Here is an 18,471-nt window from a genome sequence, read left to right as displayed (position 1 = left end):
GAATGCTCCCGGCACAGGCGGCCTGGCTCGGCTCGTGAACGTAACTCGTTGAAAAGAATGCAGGTAGTGGATTATGGCGAAGGCAGTTTGGAATGGCCAGACGCTGGCCGAAAGCGAAACCTTTGAGACCGTTGAGGGGAACATCTACTTCCCCGAAGAGTCGGTAAAACGGGAGTTTTTGAAGCCCAGCTCGACGACCTCCAGTTGCCCTTGGAAGGGGCAGGCCCGCTACTACACCATCGTCGTGGACGGTCAGGACAACCCCGACGCAGCCTGGTATTACCCTGATCCTAAGCCTGCCGCCCGCAATGTGAAACACCACATTGCCTTCTGGCGCGGCGTCGAAATCACAAAATAGCTAAAGCGAAAGTTGCAATAGGGAGATCTAAATGACTCTTCCCACTGATTTTAGTAAGCCTGCAGACGATCCAGCGGCAACCGGATCTGGAAACAGGTAGCACCCGGCTTCGACTCCACCGTGACAAACCCAGAGTGCTTATTGACGATGCGCTGAACCGTGTCGAGTCCCAGCCCCAGCCCACGGCCCGGCGCCTTGGTGGTGAAGAAAGGCTCAAAGATCCGCGACCGAATCTCCGGATCGATCCCCGGCCCCGAGTCCCAGACCTCCACCAGCGCCATCTGGCCGCCGCCCTTGGTCAGCAGCCGCAGCGTCCCCCTATCGTTCATCGCGTCCAGCGCATTCTCGATCAGCGCCGTCCAAACCTGGTTCAGCTCGCTGCCATAAGCGCTCACCGTCTCCAGATTCGGATCGAACTCCAGCTCCACCTGGACGTTCCGCAGTCTCGAGTTGAACATCACCAGCGTATTTTCCAGCGACTGCGCCAGGTCGACATCCTGAATCGGCGCCTGGTCCATATACGAGTAGTCCTTGATCGCGCTGATCAGGTCAAAGATCCGCACCGTCGAGTCAACCACCGTCTCCGCCATCCGCTCCACCCGCAGCGAGCTGGCCACCGTCGCCACCGCGATCGGCAGCACCTCCGGGCCAACCACCTCCGCCAACTCGTCGAGCAGGTCGAACGCCAGCGTCGTCTCCGAGAGCGCCGGTGCAATCGTCCACGGATTCGGCACGTTGTGGGCGTTCAGCCACTCCACCAGCATCTCCTCGCGATCCGTATTCGCCAACGGATTCTGCGAGCCCTTCGGCAGGTTTGAGTAGGCGGACATCCGCGCCCGTGCATTCTTGATCCAGGCCTTATACTTCTCCGTCGTCTCATCCGGCAGACACATGTTGCCAAGCTTGTACTTCTGCTCGCCATACTCCTTGAGCTCTCCGAATAGGCTCGCGGCCGAGCGTTGAGCAGCCGAAGCGGGGTTGTTCAGCTCGTGAGAAAGGTTCGCAGCCAGCTTGCCCAGCGCATTCAGCTTCTCGGACTGTTGCTCCATGCGGGTCACCTCGCGCACCCGGTCCAGCAACTGCGAGACGCAGCGCTGCGCCATCGACGGGATCGCCGTCAGCATCTCGGGGAATAGCGACTCGGGAACATCGATCGCCCACACCGAGCCGACCGAGTAGCCTTCACCGCCATAGGTCTTCATGCGGGAGAAGGGAAGCTTGCCCGTCATCGAGCCCGCCCGGCCGATAAATAACGCAGCATTCGAGCGGCGACGGCGTACCTGCACCTCTCCCTGGAGGATGAAGTTCATATTGCAGGCAGGTTCACCCTCGCGGAACACGATCGATCGATCCTGGCCGACGCGCTCGCTCCCCTTGGTCGCAATCCAGGTGTACTCCTCCTCCGTCAGGCCATCCAGCGGCGTAATCGTACGGAGCCCGGCGACGATATCCGAGATAGAAGATGGCTGGGCGGGGGGACCTGCCAATTGATCCGCCGGAGGGACGGGAAGTGTCGGGAGAAGGCTTTCGTAGCTGTCAACAGTGGCCATTCCTGGAGCTCCTTCTGTCGCGAAGACGTCTGAACCAGTTCAGTAGATCTTCCCCTCCATTGTTACAGAGGTTCCGCCTCGCGGTAGTTCTCTGCTCCTGAATTTCAAGCAGAACCTTGGCCAGCCCGGCGACCATTACGGATTTGAGGATCATCTGAGATTGAAACGGAGGAAGCGACACCAGATTGGATGCCGCTCCTGCCGTTTTGATTTGTAAATAGATCTATAAAAGTTACGCCAACTCTAACAGGTACAGACTTTAGACGCACCGGCTCACGCTTTGTGCACCTGGCCGTCTTTTACCACGACCGGATCGAGGAACGGCATGGACTTTCTCAGCTCGGCCCCTACTTTTTCAATCTGATGAGCGGCCTCCTGCTTGCGTATGCGGGTAAACTCGTGGCGGCCGGTCTCATTCTCCACGATAAACCTCTTCGCAAAGCTGCCGTCCTGGATGTCGTTCAGCAGACCCTTCATTGCCTTCTTCACTTCAGGGGTCACGATGCGTGGTCCGGCCACGTAGTCGCCCCACTCCGCGGTGTCCGAGATGGAGTGGCGCATGTACTCCAGCCCGCCCCGGTACATCAGGTCGACGATCAGCTTCAGCTCATGCAGCACCTCGAAGTATGCCAGTTCAGGCTGGTAGCCGGCCTCGACCAGCGTCTCGAACCCTGCCTTCACCAGCGCACTGGTGCCGCCGCACAGAACCGCCTGCTCGCCGAAGAGGTCGGTCTCGGTCTCTTCAGTAAACGTGGTCTCGAGCACGCCAGCTCGAGTGCAGCCGATGCCCTTGGCATAGCTCAACGCCAGCGCAAGCGCATGTCCGCTCGCATCCTGCTCCACTGCAACCAGCCCCGGAATGCCGCCGCCCTCGGTGAACACCTCGCGAACGCGATGCCCAGGGCCCTTCGGCGCAACCAGCGAGACATCGGCCGTCGCAGGCGGAGTGATGGTGCGGAAGCGAATGTTGAAGCCATGCGCGAACATCAACGTCACGTTCGGCTTCATATTCGGCTCAATCTCCGCGTGGTAGACCTTCGCCGCCGTCTGGTCCGGCGTCAGGTTCATGATGACGTCGGCCCACTTCGAAACCTCGGCGACGGTATCGACCTGAAGCCCGGCCTTGCGTGCTCGGTCCGCATTGGGCGAGTCCTTGCGCAGCCCCACGCGAACATCAACGCCCGAGTCCTTGAGGTTCAGCGCGTGCGCATGGCCCTGCGAGCCATAGCCGATGATGGCAACTTTCTTTGCCTGGATAAGAGAGAGGTCTGCGTCTGCGTCGTGATATGCCTTTGCCATTGTTCTATTGTCTTCTTTCAGTTTTGGAGTAATGAAATCTTCAACGCTGGGAACGTGTGGTCGAAGGGGTGAACTTTGTCCAGGTGCGTCCAAAGCGAACATTCGCGCCGCCGCACCTTTGATTATCGTAAGCGCTAAACTGGCGAGTGGAGACATCGTACTTCAGATCGATGACACAGCCGGAGAGTTCGTCTCCTTCAATGATGTGCATATACGGGCCGACCACAAAGCCTTCGGCCTTCACCTCGCCGAGGTGTACGTTGTCGTTAAGTCCATACCAGTAGGCCCTGCCGCTCACGTGAAAGCTGTTTGGAGCGTCACCCTTAGTGATCAGCAGGCGGTCGTTCCTCATGCCTGGGCGACTCTTCCCTTGCTGCCACCACCCAATCCACGCACTCGGCGAAATCCGCGGCGTCGTGGGCAACTCACCAAGACTCGTCGAAGGAACCCAGCCGCTCGTCGAGTCGCCCCCCGTAATGCAGGTCCAGCCACTCTTCTCCGCTCCCACGCTGACAACAATGCCGGGCTTGATCGGCAACGAAACGCACACGCCCGCAGGCCTGTTCACCCCGCACGCAAAGTTGTAAGGAACTGGAGCGGTACCCAGCAGCAGCCGTACTGGCGTACTCGCGGGTGCGCTATCGAAGCTGCATGGGTCTGTCGGCGCGGGCGGCAGGGCGCTCTGGCACCAACCAGGAATCGCCGCAAGCGCGACAACAGCGAAAACCAAAATCTTCATCGCACCAATCCTTGGCTAGGAGCATGCCAATACACTGCGTCTACGTCGTGGTATGCCTTTGCCATTGTGTTTGTTCTTTCCCTTTGATTTGTGTTTAGAGTTTACGTGTGCTCGCAGCGGTGTTGAATCACTTTAAGAATACTGATTTGGAGATTCTGCATGACTGCGTCCGACCATAGTCCGGCGTAGCTGTTGAAGTCAGTAGATAGTCTCTGGTGGCTGGTCAGGTGCAAAAGAGTATCGCCATTCGGTAGTGATTCGAGACGATACTCTCCATCAAGAACGTCGAAGTAGGGACCACCGATGGTCACGTGTTCGTCGAGCGTTGTAGGAGGAATGTGAGCCGTATCCGCCTTAATGCTGAAGGCGATGCGATGCTCAGGCTCCCAGGCCGTAACGGTCTCAATAAAGACCAGACCGCGTTCGAAACTTGCGTGACGAATGCCGCCTGCCCCCTCATACGAGAGCGTAGCCTCGACGGGACGAGGAAAGCCGATCTGGTGTGTCCAGGTCGATTGCAGTTCTGCCGGGGAGATAGGGGGAACGCGAATTATGTTGTGCCAAATAACTGAGGGAGAAGCGTGAATGACGATTTCGCTGGCAACGGTATGCGTCTGCACAGGCATAGTGAGATACGTTTCAGCAGGTGCCAGCAAAAACGGCACGAGTGCCACGCAGGAAACCGTACGGAAGTTGTCGGCAGACTTTCGTGCGACGGCACCGCCGACCAGACCCCCAACAGACGAGAAGACAAGAGCGATAGGCAAAGCAAAGATAAGGCAAATCAAACCTTCTATCCGAAAGACAACCGAGAGAAGGCTTGCGAGCAGAATGCTCGGCCAAGGAGCAACGATCCATAACACTGCGTTTCGATGTACTACCCTCTCCGAGAGATAAACCGTCAACAAGCCTACGAAGAAGGAACCGAGAACGAGGAAAGACAAGGTCATCGTTGATGTGTGGTTTGACCTTTGAGCCAAATTTGCGTCTGTGGAAAGCCGGAACAGTAATCCGTAAACAACTCCGAAGACTATTCCAGCTAATAGCGAGAATCGGCTCGCTCTTGAGGCTTTGCTTTGTAGTTTGAGTTTCTCGTAAAAATCCGGCATAAAAGACTAAGCCTCTTCCTCATGGACATCGGTGAACTCATTCGGCAGAATCTCATCAGCCTCCGGCTTTTCAGGGAACGACGTCTCATTGCTGTGGTCATGGTCAGGCGTGCCGAGCGCCTTCAAGACGCGGCTGGTGTGGTGGCCACGCCGCATCGCCATGCGCCCCGTGCGCGAGACCTCAAGGATCGTATATCCGCTCTCGGTGAGCACCTGGACCAGCCCTTCAATCTTGCTGGCCGCCCCGGTCATCTCAAGCATCACCGACTCAGGCGCCAGATCGACCACACGCGCCCGGAAGACGGTGGCAAGCTCGAAGATCTGCGAGCGAGTCTTTGGCCCGGCCGCAACCTTGATCAGGCAGAGCTCGCGGATGACGGCGTCGGCCCGGCCCACCTCGTCCACCTCCACCGTGATCTCAAGCTTATAGAGCGAGGCGCGAATGCGATGCGCAGCATGGTCCGGCGCCTCGCAGACGATCGTCATCCGCGAGATATCGGCCCGCTCGCTCTCACCCACCGTCAGTGAGACGATGTTGATGTTGAGTCGGCGAAACAGCGAGGCGACACGCGTCAACACGCCGGGTTTGTCTTGGACCAGAGCTACAAAGGTGTGGAGCATGAGACCTCGGAGATGTTCGGGTTGTGCAGGCTGTAAAGTGTGTGGCGCTCATACGGATGGCCTGAGGGAACGCGGGGATGATTGAAGTCGAGCTCAGAACGATGGGTCATGCCTAACTTCTCCATGACGCGACGCGAAGGATGGTTAGCCAGCGTCGTAATCGCAACGACCTCAGCGAGAGCGAGTTGCCGGAACGCAAAATCGACGATGGCACGTGCGCCCTCCATCGCCAATCCCAACCCCTGGTGGTCCAGCGTGAGGCGCCAGCCTATCTCGACCGCGGGTTGAGGGAGATTGGGTACGGCGTCGCGCATTGTCTGCAGTCCTATGGTCCCGGCGAACGCGCCCGTCTCGCGCAGGGTCGCGGCGAAGAAGCTGAACCCCTCACGTTCGAAGGCCGCAAGGTAGCGGTCGATCGACTCGTCGCTCTCCTGGCGTGTGAACGGAGCGGGGTAAAACCTCATAACGGCCGGGTCGGCGTTCATTGCGGCGAAGGGCGCACGGTCAGTCTCCTGCCAGCGGCGCAAAAGGAGACGGGGAGTCTCGAGTTGGAATGTCTTGGGCAACTCATCTTCTCTCAAAAAATAGTTCAGTGCGGCAGCTTCGGTGTGGAGCATAAGTGCCTTTCAGCCGGGTGCTGCGTTTAGTAACGAAGTGCGGCGTTTTAGTTTGGACTATGGGGCAGAGAATCGACCGGCGGTGCAGGGTACTGGCGAAGATAAGTCTTGGGAACCTCATAGAGGATGAGCTCGCCCGGCTTGGCCTTCGGGCTTGCACTGCTGCAAAGATTGCCCGCTGTCACTCCAGCGCTGAGAATCGCTGCAACGGAGTAGTTGGTATAGAGCTCACTCCGTGGCCTGCAGTCCGCATACATATTCGCGAGGATGCGGAGAATGGTCGCCTTCTTCGGATCCACCAGGATAAATCCGTTCTTGTCGGTCCCCATAGCGACCGATCCGATCTGATCCTCGCGAAGAGCCACATTCAACCTCTCATCGTGGACAGGCGCGTTGGTGAGCGCGTTGATCACCCGGATGCGAACCTGACCCGGCGGAGGCGGGGCTTCGGCAACAGTTTGAGCCGATGCAGCAGCCTGAACCGGCGCAGCAGCCTGTGCCGGCGCAGCAGCAGCTTGAGCCGAAGCAGCCACAGACGCCGAGACGGCGAGAAGCGGACAGACAACGCGTGCGAGAACTCCGAGTTTTCTACTCGCTCCAGCTCCGAATCGACTCAGCATCTGTAGCCCCTCTCTCAAAAGATCACAATTGTGCAGCAGGTAAAAATAAACTTCAAAAATCTGGCGTATTTTTCGGCGATCAAAAGCACGCTGCTAACGCACCACGTTTGCCACGCATTTCACCACGTTCTCACCATCAAAAAACCACATCCAGAACACCGTTTTTTCTAAAACACCCCTCAAACCCAAGGGAAAAACAATGATCTTAGCTCCAGCACCACAGCCAGAATTTTTCTGGAGAAACCTAAAGATTATTCGTCCTCCGCCGTCTCCAGAAGCGGATCGTTCGCCGGCCGCCGCACCATCTCATGGAGCGCCGCCCCGGGAGCGATCATCGGATAGACCCCATCCTCTTTCTCAACCTGAAAGTTGATCAGAAACGCCTTACCGCTGGTCCGCGCCTTTGTAACCGTGGGGGTCACATGCTTTCGTTCGCTAACATGCGCCCCATCAATACCATGCGCTCCCGCCAGCTTCACGAAGTCAGGCGACAGAATCGGCGATGCTGCGTAGTTCTTCTCGTAAAACGCCTCCTGCCACTGCCGAACCATGCCCAGAAACCCATTGTTAATCACGGCGATATTGATCGCCAAACCCTCCTGAACAATGGTCGAAAGCTCAGCAGCAGTCATCTGAAATCCACCATCTCCTGCGATCACCCACACATCTTTGTCAGGACAAGCGACCTTCGCGCCAATCGCCGCCGGAAGCGCAAAACCCATGGTGCCAAGGCCTCCGCTGGTGATCAGCGAACGAGGCACATCGTGCTTATAGTACTGCGCCTCCCACATCTGGTGCTGCCCGACATCTGTAACGATGATGGTTCGATCGGCGCGGCCCGCTGCGTGTGCTTCGCGCCAGATGTCGTTGATGACATGGGCTGCATAAAGATGGCCATTGTCGGGCAGATTGATGATGTCGCGAACGGCTGCATCGCCCTTCATCGCATTGACCTCACCGATCCAGGTTGTATCTGTCTTCTTCGCCAGCAAGGGTAGAAGAAGTTCAAGAGTCTCGCGAAGATCGCCTATAAGAGCCACGTCAGCTTTCACATTCTTGTTGATCTCGGACGGATCGATCTCGATGTGAATCTTCTTCGCATTCGGCGCATAGTGCGCAAGGTTGCCGGTAACGCGATCGTCGAAGCGCATCCCGAAGGCTAGTAGCAGGTCGGCCTGCTGGATCGCGTTGTTGACCCACGATTCGCCGTGCATTCCCATCATGCCGAGCGACAGCGGGTGATACGTCGGGAAGGCTCCGAGGCCGAGCAGCGTGCTCGCGACGGGGATCTGTTGACGTTCTGCGAAAGTGAGAACCTGTGCTTCAGCGCCGGAGTGCGTGATGCCATGACCGGCGAGGATGACGGGGCGTTTCGCCTGCTGGATGAGTTCTATCGCCTGTTGGATGGAAGAGGACTCCGCCTGCAGCATCGGGTGAGGGCGGTAGGGCGCGGGAGCAGCAGCTTCAAAGTTGAAGGCGGCGGTGTTCTGCTGTGCATCCTTCGTGATGTCGACCAGCACAGGGCCGGGGCGGCCATTGGTCGCAACCTGAAAGGCTTCGCGCAGTGCTGGTGCGATGTCATCAGCACGCGTGACGAGGTAGTTGTGCTTGGTGATGGGCAGCGTGATGCCAGTGATGTCGACCTCCTGGAACGCATCGGAGCCGAGAACCTTGCTGCCAACCTGGCCGGTGATGCAGACGATGGGGATGGAGTCGAGCATGGCCGTCGCAATGCCGGTAACGAGGTTCGTAGCGCCGGGTCCGCTGGTGGCGATGCAGACGCCAACCTTGCCCGATGCGCGGGCGTAGCCATCGGCCATGTGCGATGCGCCCTGCTCGTGGCGCACCAGGATGTGATGGATGGGAAACTTGCGCAGTGCGTCATAGGCAGGGAGGATGGCTCCGCCTGGGTAGCCGAAGACCTTGTCCACGCCTTCGCCGACGAGTGTGGCCCAGATGATTTCCGCTCCGGTGAGTTGGGGGTTGTAAGTGGTCATGGTTAGCTCCCGAAGGGTCGAATTACAGTGAAGATAAAAACAATGTCGACGATGGTAATGACAGCTCCCAGCACGCGGTACTGCTGTTGTTTCTTTCTGCTGTGAAGGCTACTCCGCATCTCCCACGCTTCCTTTGATCCGCTTCTGGCTATTAGGTGGATAGCCAAGGAGGGCTTGATCATCAGGGACGTTCCAATGAGCAAGGCGTAGATCGTAAGAAGAATTGTTATGCCTTCGATCATGATTGGTTAGGTGGTGACGGCTCCTTCGCTGGCGCTGCTTACGGTGTTAACGTACTTGGCGAAGACGCCGCGTTTGAATCGGGGTTCGGGGGCCTTCCATGTGGCGAGGCGTTTGGCGATCTCGGCTTCGGGGATGTTGAGGGTTAGTTTGCGGTTGGGGATGTCGAAGGTGATGGTGTCGCCTTCGTGGACGGCGGCGATGGGGCCTCCAAGCTGGGCTTCGGGTGCGACGTGGCCGACCATCAATCCACGTGTGGCACCGGAGAAACGTCCGTCGGTGAGGAGAGCTACGGTTTCGCTGAGCTCCGGGATGCCCTTGATGGCGGCGGTGACGGCGAGCATCTCGCGCATGCCTGGGCCTCCACGTGGGCCTTCGTAACGGATGACGCAGACGTCGTTGGGGTTGATCTTACCGGCCTCCACTGCGGCGTGGCACTCGTCTTCGGACTCAAACACGCGGGCGGGGCCAGTGTGATTGAGGCGCTCGTGTCCGGCTACTTTGACGACGCAGCCATCGGGCGCGAGATTGCCCTTGAGGATGACGAGGCCGCCGGTGGCCTTGAGTGGGTGGTCGGTGGTATAGATGACCTTCTGGTTGGGCGTCTCGACAGCCGCGGCGGCTTCTTCGGCGAGGGTCTTGCCGGTGACGGTGATCTGACCGCCGTCGATGAGACCAGCGTCGAGGAGTCGTTTAGCGAGAAGGCGGCTGCCGCCTGCGTTTTGATAGTCCGTGGCCGCGTACTTGCCACCGGGGGAGAGATCGCAGATGTGCGGGGTGCGGTCGCTGATAGCGTTGAAGTCGTCGATGGTGAAGGGAATGTTGAATTCGCGCGCGATGGCAAGCAGATGAAGGACTGCGTTGGTGCTGCCACCCGAAGCGCAGGCGGAGACGTAGGCGTTCTCGATAGCTTTGCGGGTGACGATCTTCGACGGGCGAAGGTCGTTCTTGGCTAGTTCCATGACGAGACGTCCTGCTTCACGGCTGGCTGCGGCTTTCTCGGGAGACATGGCGGGGACGCCGGTGATCTGGATGGGGGAGATGCCGAGGAACTCGCCAGCCATGGCCATGGTGTTGGCGGTGAACTGTCCGCCGCAGGCTCCGGGGCCAGGACAGGCGGCAGCTTCGAGGGCTTCGAGTTCGTCATCGGTGATCTTGCCGGCGGCGTGTGAGCCCATGCCTTCGAAGACCTGGAGGATGGTGATCTCCTTGGTGGTGCCGTCGGGCTGGGGAAGCTTGCCGGGGGCGATGGAGCCGCCGTAGAGCATGAGGCCGGGGATGTCGAGGCGGGCGAGGGCCATGATGGCGGCAGGCATATTCTTGTCGCAGCCGGCGATACAGACGAGGCCGTCGAAGGAGTTGGCGCGGGTGATGAGTTCGATGGAGTCGGCGATGACCTCGCGGGAGACGAGCGAGGCCTTCATACCCTGGGTGCCCATGGTGATGCCGTCGTGGACGGTGATAGTGTTGAACTCCATGGGGGTGCCGCCGGCGTCGCGAATGCCTTGCTTGACGGCGGCGGCGACGTCGCGGAGATGGAAGTTGCAGGGACCGACCTCGGTCCAGGTGTTGGCGATGCCGATGATGGGCTTGTGCAGGTCTTCTTTGGTGAAGCCTACACTGCGCAGATAAGAGCGAGCCGCAGCGCGGGATGGGCCTTCTGTGAGGACTCTGGAATACTTCTTTGCGTCGGCCAAGTATCTCTCCTGTTTCCGTTTTGATCTCTACTAATCTTTGGTGTAGCCGGGAACGTGTTGTGGTGGTGCAGCGGTGGCGTTTGGTTGCGTGATGATCTGCAGATCAAACATGACAGCCTTCACGGCAGTATTTTTCGCGAACGGTTCGGTGATGGTCCAGAGACCTATGTGGGTCTGGGTATCCAGTATTGCCAAGGTAAGGTTCGAGTAAGCGTTTGAGTGGCCCTCTCCGTTCAGAACGTCCATAGTGCCGGTTCTGGCCACCATGTGGATTTCGAAGATGAGGTCTGCGGTAGCTGGCGAGGAAACAAGTTGATACTTTCCGAAGGAAGACAATGCGGTGTAGAGACCGTTGTAGACCTCCGCGCAGGTCTTGTAGTCTTCCTCACATCGATTTGAGAGGAAGATTGTTTTGGCGGCGGCGATCTGTGGAGGGATCGGAGCGTACGAAGCTGCAGGTGGGTTTTTGTTCGCACTGGCGCTAGCAGACCCGGCAGCGGTAACAATAGCCAGCGCGAATATGGCTACAATTTGATTTTTCACGAAGTAGCTCCGCTTATTGAAGCGGACTTCGGCTTCAGCCAGAATTCGGTGTCGTGTTTTGTTTCGTAGGTGTCTAGCGCTGATCCGTGGCGCAGGGTTAGGCCTATGTCGTCGAGGCCGTTCAGGAGGCAGTATTTGCGGAAGGGGTCGATGTCGAAGTGCGCGCTGAAGCCTTCGTCGTCGGTGACGGTCTGGGCTTCGAGGTTGATGGTGATCTTGTGGGCGGGATTTTTTTCTGAACGCTGCATCAGGGTTTGCACGTCGGCTTCGGAGAGGCGGACGAGGACCATTCCGTTCTTTCCTGCGTTGGAGAAGAAGATGTCTGCGAAGCTCGGTGCGATGACGCTAAGGAAGCCGAAGTCGGTGAGAGCCCAGGCGGCGTGCTCACGGGAGCTGCCGCATCCAAAGTTTTTTCCGGCGATGAGGATCTTCGCTCCCTTGTGATGGTGCTTGTTGAGGACGAAGGTCCGGTCGGGCTGGCCAGCGTCGGGGCCGTCCTGGATGCGGCGCCAGTCGTAGAAGAGGAAGTCGCCGTAGCCGGTGCGTTCGATGCGCTTGAGGAACTGCTTGGGGATGATCTGGTCGGTATCGACGTTGGGGCGGTCGAGAGGGGCGGCATGGCTGGTAAGAACGTTGATGGGATGCATTAGTTCGCCTCTTTCTGTATAGGCTGATCTTTGAACTGCCAGGTGCGGATGTCGGTGAAGTGGCCGGTGATGGCGGCTGCAGCGGCCATCTGCGGGCTGACGAGATGAGTGCGGCCACCACGACCCTGACGGCCTTCGAAGTTACGGTTGGATGTGGAGGCGCAGCGCTCGCCGGGAGCGAGGATGTCGGGGTTCATGCCAAGGCACATGCTGCAGCCTGGCTCTCGCCAGTCGAAGCCTGCTTCGGTGAAGACTCTGTCGAGGCCTTCTTTTTCTGCTTGCGCTTTGACGGACTGTGATCCGGGTACGACCATCGCTCGAACCGAGGTGGCGACGTGGTAGCCGCGAACGACAGAGGCTGCGGCGCGCAGGTCTTCAAGGCGGGCGTTGGTGCAGGAGCCAAGGAAGACTCGGTCGATCTTGATCTCTTCGATGGGTTCGCCGGCGTGAAGTCCCATGTACTCGAGGGCGCGCTCGAAGGCCTTTTGATCTGCCTCGCTGGCGGTGGGATCTGCCAGGGGAACGGTGCTCTTGACGCCGGTGACCATGCCGGGTGAGGTGCCCCAGCTGACGGTTGGGGTAATGTCGGCCGCGTTGAGGGTGAGTTCGCGGTCGAAGATTGCTCCTTCGTCAGTTACAAGTTCGGACCAATGGGCTATGGCTCCGTCCCATGCAGTGCTGGACGGGGAGAAGCGGCGGCCTTTCAGATACGCGAAGGTGGTGGCGTCGGGGGCGATCATTCCGGCGCGGGCTCCGGCCTCGATGCTCATATTACAAACGGTCATGCGGCCTTCCATCGAGAGGGCGCGAATGGCGGAGCCGGCGTATTCGACGACGTAGCCTGTAGCGCCGGCGGTGCCGATCTCGCCGATAATGTGGAGGACGATGTCTTTTGCGGTGACACCGACGGGAAGCGTGCCTTCGACGTTGATGCGGAAGGTCTTTGGCTTGTCCTGTGGGAGCGTCTGCGTAGCCATGACGTGTTCGACTTCGCTTGTCCCTATCCCAAAAGCTAAAGCGCCAAACGCCCCGTGAGTGCTGGTGTGGGAGTCACCGCAGACGATGGTCATTCCAGGCTTGGTGAGGCCAAGCTCTGGGCCGATGATATGGACGATGCCTTGCTCGGGTGACTGGACGTCGTACAGTTCGACTCCGAAGTCAGCGCAGTTTTTGCGTAACGCCTCGATCTGTTTGGAGGCGATCTGGTCGACGATATGAAGGCGGTCCTCGATGCTGCTGGTGGGGACGTTGTGGTCTACGGTGGCGACGGTGCGGTCGGGGCGACGCAGCTTGCGGCCGGTCATGCGGAGACCGTCGAAGGCCTGGGGGCTGGTGACCTCGTGGACCAGATGCAGGTCGATGTAGAGGATGCTGGGTTCACCCTGGGGTTCGACGACGAGGTGCTGCTGCCATACTTTTTCGAAGAGTGTCTGGGGCTTCGTCTGGGGAGTGTTCATGGTTGTGCCTTTTGCTCGGTTGATGGAGGGAGGGTGAATGTATTGGCTCCGATGGCTGCCGGTTGAATCTGATGAGGCGTACCATCGGGGTCGACGAGAATGGCGCGAGTGATCTGTTGAATGACGGTGCTGCCGGAGGGCGGTTGGGCGGTCCAGCGGGCGACGCTGTGAGTCAGCGCCAGGGGGATGTGGTCTGGGTCGATGGGATGGTTGGCGAAGATCCAGAGAGTGTATTCGGCGCCGGGTTCGCTGGGGGTTCTGCTGTCCTTGATCCAGTCGATGGCGGCGAAGATGATGAAAGGATGGGGAAGTCCGAGGTCGACCCAGAGTAGGCCGCGCGCCGGATTAAAGCGGAAGACACAGCCGGTGATTGAGAGATAACGATTGTCGTCGGCGCGAACTTTATCGGGGACTGACAGGAAGTCGAGCGCGGTCTCGTCGAGTGGTTTGTAGCCGGTCTTGGGACTGCCCCAGAAAGTTTGCGGAGCAGTGAGGTATTGGGCCAGGAATGGCCGGAAGCGGGTATCGAGAACCAGTTGGGTCTCGCGGCCGTCGGCCGGCGGGGGGCCGTATTGCCATAGCCACTCGACGTTTTCTTTTGGCTGCTTCTTGTCTTTCTTGATTTGTGGCGAAGAGATTTGTGCGTGCGCGGCCGGAGTTGCGAAGAGCAGCAGAGTGGCGGCGAATTGGATGGCATGGCGCATCTTCATTTTGGTTAGCGACTGCGTCTAGGTTGATTGAACTTTCTTTGACTGAACCACAGCAGGCCGTTGACCAGAGGAAACATGATGATCGCCGTGATGAGGAGCGCCATCGGCGGCGCACCCCGCAGCCAGCGATAGACCAACGCTACGGTGATTGCGAGGTTTGCCAGGGCCGTCTTGAATCTCAAACTCATGTCCTTTAGACGGCGTGCATGGCCTGGCGGCGGTCGATGGACTCGGCCAGGGCCTGGTGTACGAGCTTGCCCATCTCCTGCGTGCTGACTGGGGTTTGGCCGGGTTGCTGCCCGCGAGCGATGTCGGCGGTGCGGTAGCCAGCGTCGAGAACTTTGTTGACCGCTGCTTCGACGGCCCTGGCATCCTGCTCGAGATTCGCTGAATGGCGGAGGACCATCGCGGCGGTTAAGATCGCGCCGAGTGGATTGGCTTTGCCGGTGCCGGCGATGTCGGGTGCGCTGCCGTGAACGGGCTCGTAGAGATTGACAGCGCCGCCGATAGTCGCCGAGGGCAGCATGCCGAGGGAGCCGGTGATGACTCCCGCTTCGTCGGAGAGGATGTCCCCAAAGAGATTTTCGGTGAGGACGACGTCGAAGTTCCGAGGGATGTTCATGATGTGCATCGCCATCGAGTCGACGAGTTGGTGCTCAAGCGTCACGGAGGGATATTCCTTTGCGACTTCGGTGACGGTGGCTCGCCAAAGTTGAGATACCTCGAGGACGTTGGCCTTGTCGACAGAGGTGACCTTTTGGCGGCGGTTGCTGGCGAGCTCGAAGGCCACGCGGGCTACGCGCACGACCTCGTCGCGAGTGTAACGCATGGTGTTGATGGCCTCGTTGCTCTCGCGGTCCCACCAGCGTGGCGCGCCGAAGTAGAGTCCGCCGAGGAGTTCGCGCACGAAGAGGATGTCGACGTCTTTGGTGACTTCGGGCCGTAGCGGGGAGCTCTCGCTGAGCGCGGTGTAGGCGATGGACGGGCGCAGATTGGCAAAGCCTCCGAGAGCCTGGCGGATTTGCAGAAGGCCAGCTTCGGGACGTTTGTCGGGAGGGAGCGCGTTGAACTTGTTGTCGCCAACAGCACCGAGGAGGACAGCATCGCATTCCAGAGCAGCATCGAGCGTGGCCGTGGGCAGGGGAGAGCCGGTCTCAGTGATGGCTATGCCGCCGATGAGGCCTTCGACGAAGGTGAACTCGTGCCCGCCCAGCTCAGCTACAGCGCAAAGAATATTTGTGGCCTGATGGGTTACTTCGGGGCCGATGCCGTCGCCGGCGAGAACTGCAATTTTGAGTCGCATGACGCTCTTTCCTTTGCGTGGATCTAGTGCGTGGTAACGGAGGACTTGTCCGATTGCAGAAGACCGAGCAGATCCTGGTCGTAGATGGATTTTTTGCGGTCGGCGAGTTCGGTGAAGCGGTGATAGACGTCGTCAAGTTGCGTGCGTGTGAGCGAGTGTCCGAGTTCGGTGAGGCGTTGCTCGAGGAGGCGGCGCCCGCTGTGTTTGCCGAGCACCATGTTGGTTGCGGGGACGCCGACGGACTCGGGTGTCATGATCTCGTAGGTGAGCGGGTTGGCCATCATGCCGTGCTGATGAATGCCGGACTCATGGGCAAAGGCGTTGGCACCTACGACGGCCTTGTTGGGCGAGCAGCCGAAGCTGATGAACTCAGCAAGCATCTGGCTGGTGGGGAAGAGCTGATTGAGTTTGATGTTGTTGGTGTAGGGCAGCTTGTCTCGGCGCACCATAAGGGCCGCGGCGATCTCTTCGAGTGCGGCGTTGCCGGCGCGTTCGCCGACGCCGTTGATGGTGCACTCGGCCTGGCGGGCTCCAGCCTGAATGCCTGCGAGGGTGTTGGCGACGGCCATGCCCAGGTCGTTATGGCAGTGGGTGGAGAGAATGACGTTGTCTCTGCCATTAGGACCAACGATGCCGGGAACCTTTGCGAAGAGCATGCGGAAGGTGGCGGCGTACTCGTCAGGCGTTGTGTAGCCGACGGTGTCGGGGATGTTGATGGTGGTGGCTCCGGCCTGAACCGCGACGGTCACGATCTCGACGAGAAAGTCAGGGTCGGTGCGCGTGGCATCCTCGGCGGAGAACTCGACGTCGTCGGCGAAGGTGCGGGCGAGACGGACGGACTCCGCGGCTTGATGGAGTGCCTCGGGGCGAGTGATCTTCAGCTTGGCTTCGAGGTGGAGGTCGGAGGAGGCCAAGAAGGTGTGGATGCGCGCCTTCTCAGCTGGCTCGATAGAACGGGCGGCGGCTTCAATGTCCTCGCGTTTGCAACGGGCGAGGGAGGCGATGCGGGGGCCACGAACTTCGCGGGCGATCATGCGGATGGAGTCGGAGTCGCCCTGGCTGGCGATGGCGAAGCCGGCCTCGAGGACGTCGACTCCGAGGTCTGCCAGCTGGTGGGCCATGCGCAACTTTTCGTCGTGATGCATCGTGCAACCGGGGGACTGTTCGCCGTCGCGGAGGGTGGTGTCGAAGAAGACGATTTGATTGGGCGAGGACATTAGATTTAGCACTCTCGATCTGGACGTTATCATAATGCATGCTTATGATGGCTTGCAGGTATATCAGAAATTCTAATTGCGACATTCAAGCGGTAGATCTCGGCTGCACGGAGGTAAGGATTGGACTTAGTCCAGATGGAGACGTTTCTGGCGGTGGCAGAAGAGCGTAGTTTCTCGCGAGCGGCAGCACGCCTCCATCGTACTCAGCCAGCGGTGAGTCAGGCAATCGCCAAACTGGAGGGGGAGTTGGGAGAGGTTCTGTTTGAGCGCTCATCGAGGGATGGAACGCTGACCGACGCGGGGGAGGTTTTGCGGGAGTATGCCTCTAAGTTGCTGAATCTGCGGAATGAGGCGGCGGGGGCGCTGACGGAGTTGCGCGAGCTTCACAGGGGCAGGCTGAACCTGGCAGCGAACGAGTACACCTGCCTTTATCTGTTGCCATTGCTTGATGAGTTTCGGAGGCAGAACCCCAGGATTAAACTGGCGGTGCAGCGAACGCTGGCCAGCAGGATCTCGGACGAGGTACTAATGCACTCTGTGGAGCTGGGGGTACTCTCCTTTCGCCCGGACGATGCCCAAGTAAAGTCGATGGTTGTGTACCGGGATGAGTTGGCTTTTGTGGTGAATCCGCGACATCCCCTGGCTGGGGCAGGGAAGGTGTCGATCCGGCAGTTGGGTGGGCAAAACTTTATTGCTCATAACATTCCATCGCCGCAGCGACAAAAGGTTATTCAGGCGTTCAAACGGCATAAGACTCCGCTGCAGATGGGGGTCGAGCTGCCGTCGCTGGAAGCGATCAAGCGGTTTGTTGAGATGGGGAATGGTGTGGCTCTGGTGCCGGGGCTGACGGTACGGACCGAGCTTGAGAGCGGGGCGTTGGTGCGGGTTCAGGTGCCGGAGCTGCAGATTGAGCGCAAGCTGCGGCTGGTTTATCGGAGGCAAGCTAGCCTGTCGCATGCGGCGCTGGCCTTTCTCAATGTTGTGGAGGCCTATGCGGCAGCGCATGGCGATCCGTACTGTTTCCAGGCCGAACGGGGGATGTGAAGACCGCTGTGAATTTTGCAAGAAAGCGGAACATTTGCGAAAAAAGGGCGTCTGTACGAATAGACTTGACCGCCGGAGAAACTCTTCCGGCAGATGCAGCATGAGAGTGAGAATCCGATGATGACACTATTTCGCAAACCAGTATTACAAGCAGCTCTTTTGGCGCTCTGTACGACCGCGCTGAGTGCACTTCCCGCAATGGCACAAGACCCATCTCCTCCGCCGGCGCAGGATCAGGCAGGCCCCCCAAATGGCGGCCACCGGAGTGGCGCTCAAAGGGAGGAGCATCAGGTTGAATTCCTGACGAAGAAGCTCAACCTGACTCCTGATCAGGTGACCCAGGTGAAGGCGATTGACGACGATTCACGAACTCAGATGATGGCTTTGCGGCAGGACACCACAACTCCCCAGGCTGACAAGCGGGCGAAGATGATGGACATCCACAAAGCCTCGCAGGATAAGATACGTGCCGTGCTGACCGACGATCAGAAGACGAAGTATGACGCTCTGCAGGCTCAGATGAAGGAGCGTCGAGAGAGTCGCGAGGGTGGGCAGGGAGCGCCTTCTTCTCCTCCGCCGCAATAATGCGTTAGGAAAAGATGGTCGCAGGGGCTGGAGAGATGCAGATCTCCGGCCCTTCTTGCGTCGGTAGTACAACTTCGGGCAGCGGTGCGGTTACAATGAAGAACAGTGAATACGGCGT

Annotated in this window: 19 protein-coding genes; 3 read left to right on the top strand and 16 right to left on the bottom strand. The window is 59.1% G+C overall.

What is annotated here, in order from left to right:
* Window positions 1-73: 73 nt before the first annotated feature.
* The gene (locus tag HDF08_RS11600) at window positions 74-358 is read left to right on the top strand and encodes a DUF427 domain-containing protein (protein ID WP_179638609.1); all 285 of its coding nucleotides are present in this window, start codon (window positions 74-76) and stop codon (window positions 356-358) included.
* Between the two features lie 50 nt (window positions 359-408).
* Here HDF08_RS11600 and HDF08_RS11595 read toward each other — a convergent pair whose 3' ends face one another.
* From HDF08_RS11595 to HDF08_RS11520, 16 genes are all read right to left on the bottom strand, one after another.
* Window positions 409-1,908 (bottom strand): ATP-binding protein, encoded by a 1,500-nt coding sequence (locus tag HDF08_RS11595; protein WP_179638608.1) that lies wholly within the window; start codon window positions 1,906-1,908, stop codon window positions 409-411.
* 273 nt (window positions 1,909-2,181) lie between these two features.
* Window positions 2,182-3,207: a ketol-acid reductoisomerase gene (ilvC, locus tag HDF08_RS11590; protein WP_179638607.1), complete on the bottom strand. Its 1,026-nt coding sequence runs from the start codon at window positions 3,205-3,207 to the stop codon at window positions 2,182-2,184.
* A 40-nt stretch (window positions 3,208-3,247) separates the two neighbouring features.
* Window positions 3,248-3,946: a hypothetical protein gene (locus HDF08_RS11585; protein ID WP_179638606.1), complete on the bottom strand. Its 699-nt coding sequence runs from the start codon at window positions 3,944-3,946 to the stop codon at window positions 3,248-3,250.
* Window positions 3,947-4,047: 101 nt separating this feature from the next.
* On the bottom strand, window positions 4,048-5,055 hold the full coding sequence (locus HDF08_RS11580) for an SRPBCC family protein (protein WP_179638605.1): 1,008 nt from the start codon (window positions 5,053-5,055) through the stop codon (window positions 4,048-4,050).
* Window positions 5,056-5,061: 6 nt separating this feature from the next.
* On the bottom strand, window positions 5,062-5,676 hold the full coding sequence (gene ilvN, locus HDF08_RS11575) for an acetolactate synthase small subunit (RefSeq protein ID WP_179638604.1): 615 nt from the start codon (window positions 5,674-5,676) through the stop codon (window positions 5,062-5,064).
* Window positions 5,658-6,242 (bottom strand): GNAT family N-acetyltransferase, encoded by a 585-nt coding sequence (locus HDF08_RS11570; RefSeq protein ID WP_179638603.1) that lies wholly within the window; start codon window positions 6,240-6,242, stop codon window positions 5,658-5,660. Before HDF08_RS11570 ends, ilvN begins: the two co-directional genes overlap by 19 nt.
* 98 nt (window positions 6,243-6,340) lie before the next feature.
* On the bottom strand, window positions 6,341-6,913 hold the full coding sequence (locus HDF08_RS11565; protein WP_179638602.1) for a hypothetical protein: 573 nt from the start codon (window positions 6,911-6,913) through the stop codon (window positions 6,341-6,343).
* Between the two features lie 251 nt (window positions 6,914-7,164).
* A complete protein-coding gene (gene ilvB, locus HDF08_RS11560) occupies window positions 7,165-8,910 on the bottom strand; it encodes a biosynthetic-type acetolactate synthase large subunit (RefSeq protein ID WP_179638601.1) in 1,746 nt (581 codons plus the stop codon).
* 248 nt (window positions 8,911-9,158) lie between these two features.
* Window positions 9,159-10,847 (bottom strand): dihydroxy-acid dehydratase, encoded by a 1,689-nt coding sequence (ilvD, locus tag HDF08_RS11555; protein ID WP_179638600.1) that lies wholly within the window; start codon window positions 10,845-10,847, stop codon window positions 9,159-9,161.
* A 30-nt stretch (window positions 10,848-10,877) separates the two neighbouring features.
* Window positions 10,878-11,390 carry a hypothetical protein gene (locus HDF08_RS11550; protein ID WP_179638599.1) on the bottom strand — a complete coding sequence of 171 codons (513 nt, stop codon included), beginning with the start codon at window positions 11,388-11,390 and terminating at the stop codon, window positions 10,878-10,880.
* Window positions 11,387-12,037 carry a 3-isopropylmalate dehydratase small subunit gene (gene leuD, locus HDF08_RS11545; RefSeq protein WP_179638598.1) on the bottom strand — a complete coding sequence of 217 codons (651 nt, stop codon included), beginning with the start codon at window positions 12,035-12,037 and terminating at the stop codon, window positions 11,387-11,389. Before leuD ends, HDF08_RS11550 begins: the two co-directional genes overlap by 4 nt.
* On the bottom strand, window positions 12,037-13,494 hold the full coding sequence (gene leuC / locus HDF08_RS11540; protein ID WP_179638597.1) for a 3-isopropylmalate dehydratase large subunit: 1,458 nt from the start codon (window positions 13,492-13,494) through the stop codon (window positions 12,037-12,039). The genes leuD and leuC overlap by 1 nt, the downstream gene beginning before the upstream one ends.
* Window positions 13,491-14,204 carry a hypothetical protein gene (locus HDF08_RS11535; RefSeq protein WP_179638596.1) on the bottom strand — a complete coding sequence of 238 codons (714 nt, stop codon included), beginning with the start codon at window positions 14,202-14,204 and terminating at the stop codon, window positions 13,491-13,493. Before HDF08_RS11535 ends, leuC begins: the two co-directional genes overlap by 4 nt.
* A gap of 5 nt (window positions 14,205-14,209) precedes the next feature.
* On the bottom strand, window positions 14,210-14,392 hold the full coding sequence (locus HDF08_RS11530; RefSeq protein ID WP_179638595.1) for a hypothetical protein: 183 nt from the start codon (window positions 14,390-14,392) through the stop codon (window positions 14,210-14,212).
* Window positions 14,393-14,397: 5 nt separating this feature from the next.
* Window positions 14,398-15,507: a 3-isopropylmalate dehydrogenase gene (gene leuB, locus HDF08_RS11525; RefSeq protein ID WP_179638594.1), complete on the bottom strand. Its 1,110-nt coding sequence runs from the start codon at window positions 15,505-15,507 to the stop codon at window positions 14,398-14,400.
* Window positions 15,508-15,530: 23 nt separating this feature from the next.
* The gene (locus tag HDF08_RS11520) at window positions 15,531-16,724 is read right to left on the bottom strand and encodes a 2-isopropylmalate synthase (RefSeq protein ID WP_179638593.1); all 1,194 of its coding nucleotides are present in this window, start codon (window positions 16,722-16,724) and stop codon (window positions 15,531-15,533) included.
* A 120-nt stretch (window positions 16,725-16,844) separates the two neighbouring features.
* Between HDF08_RS11520 and HDF08_RS11515 the strand changes: the two genes are divergently transcribed.
* A complete protein-coding gene (locus HDF08_RS11515) occupies window positions 16,845-17,768 on the top strand; it encodes a LysR family transcriptional regulator (RefSeq protein ID WP_179638592.1) in 924 nt (307 codons plus the stop codon).
* A gap of 93 nt (window positions 17,769-17,861) precedes the next feature.
* The gene (locus HDF08_RS11510; RefSeq protein WP_179638591.1) at window positions 17,862-18,353 is read left to right on the top strand and encodes a Spy/CpxP family protein refolding chaperone; all 492 of its coding nucleotides are present in this window, start codon (window positions 17,862-17,864) and stop codon (window positions 18,351-18,353) included.
* Window positions 18,354-18,471: the final 118 nt, after the last annotated feature.

Source organism: Tunturiibacter empetritectus, from assembly GCF_013410875.1.
GTDB classification, from domain to species: domain Bacteria; phylum Acidobacteriota; class Terriglobia; order Terriglobales; family Acidobacteriaceae; genus Edaphobacter; species Edaphobacter empetritectus.
This window is presented reverse-complemented; position numbering and strand designations above follow the sequence as displayed.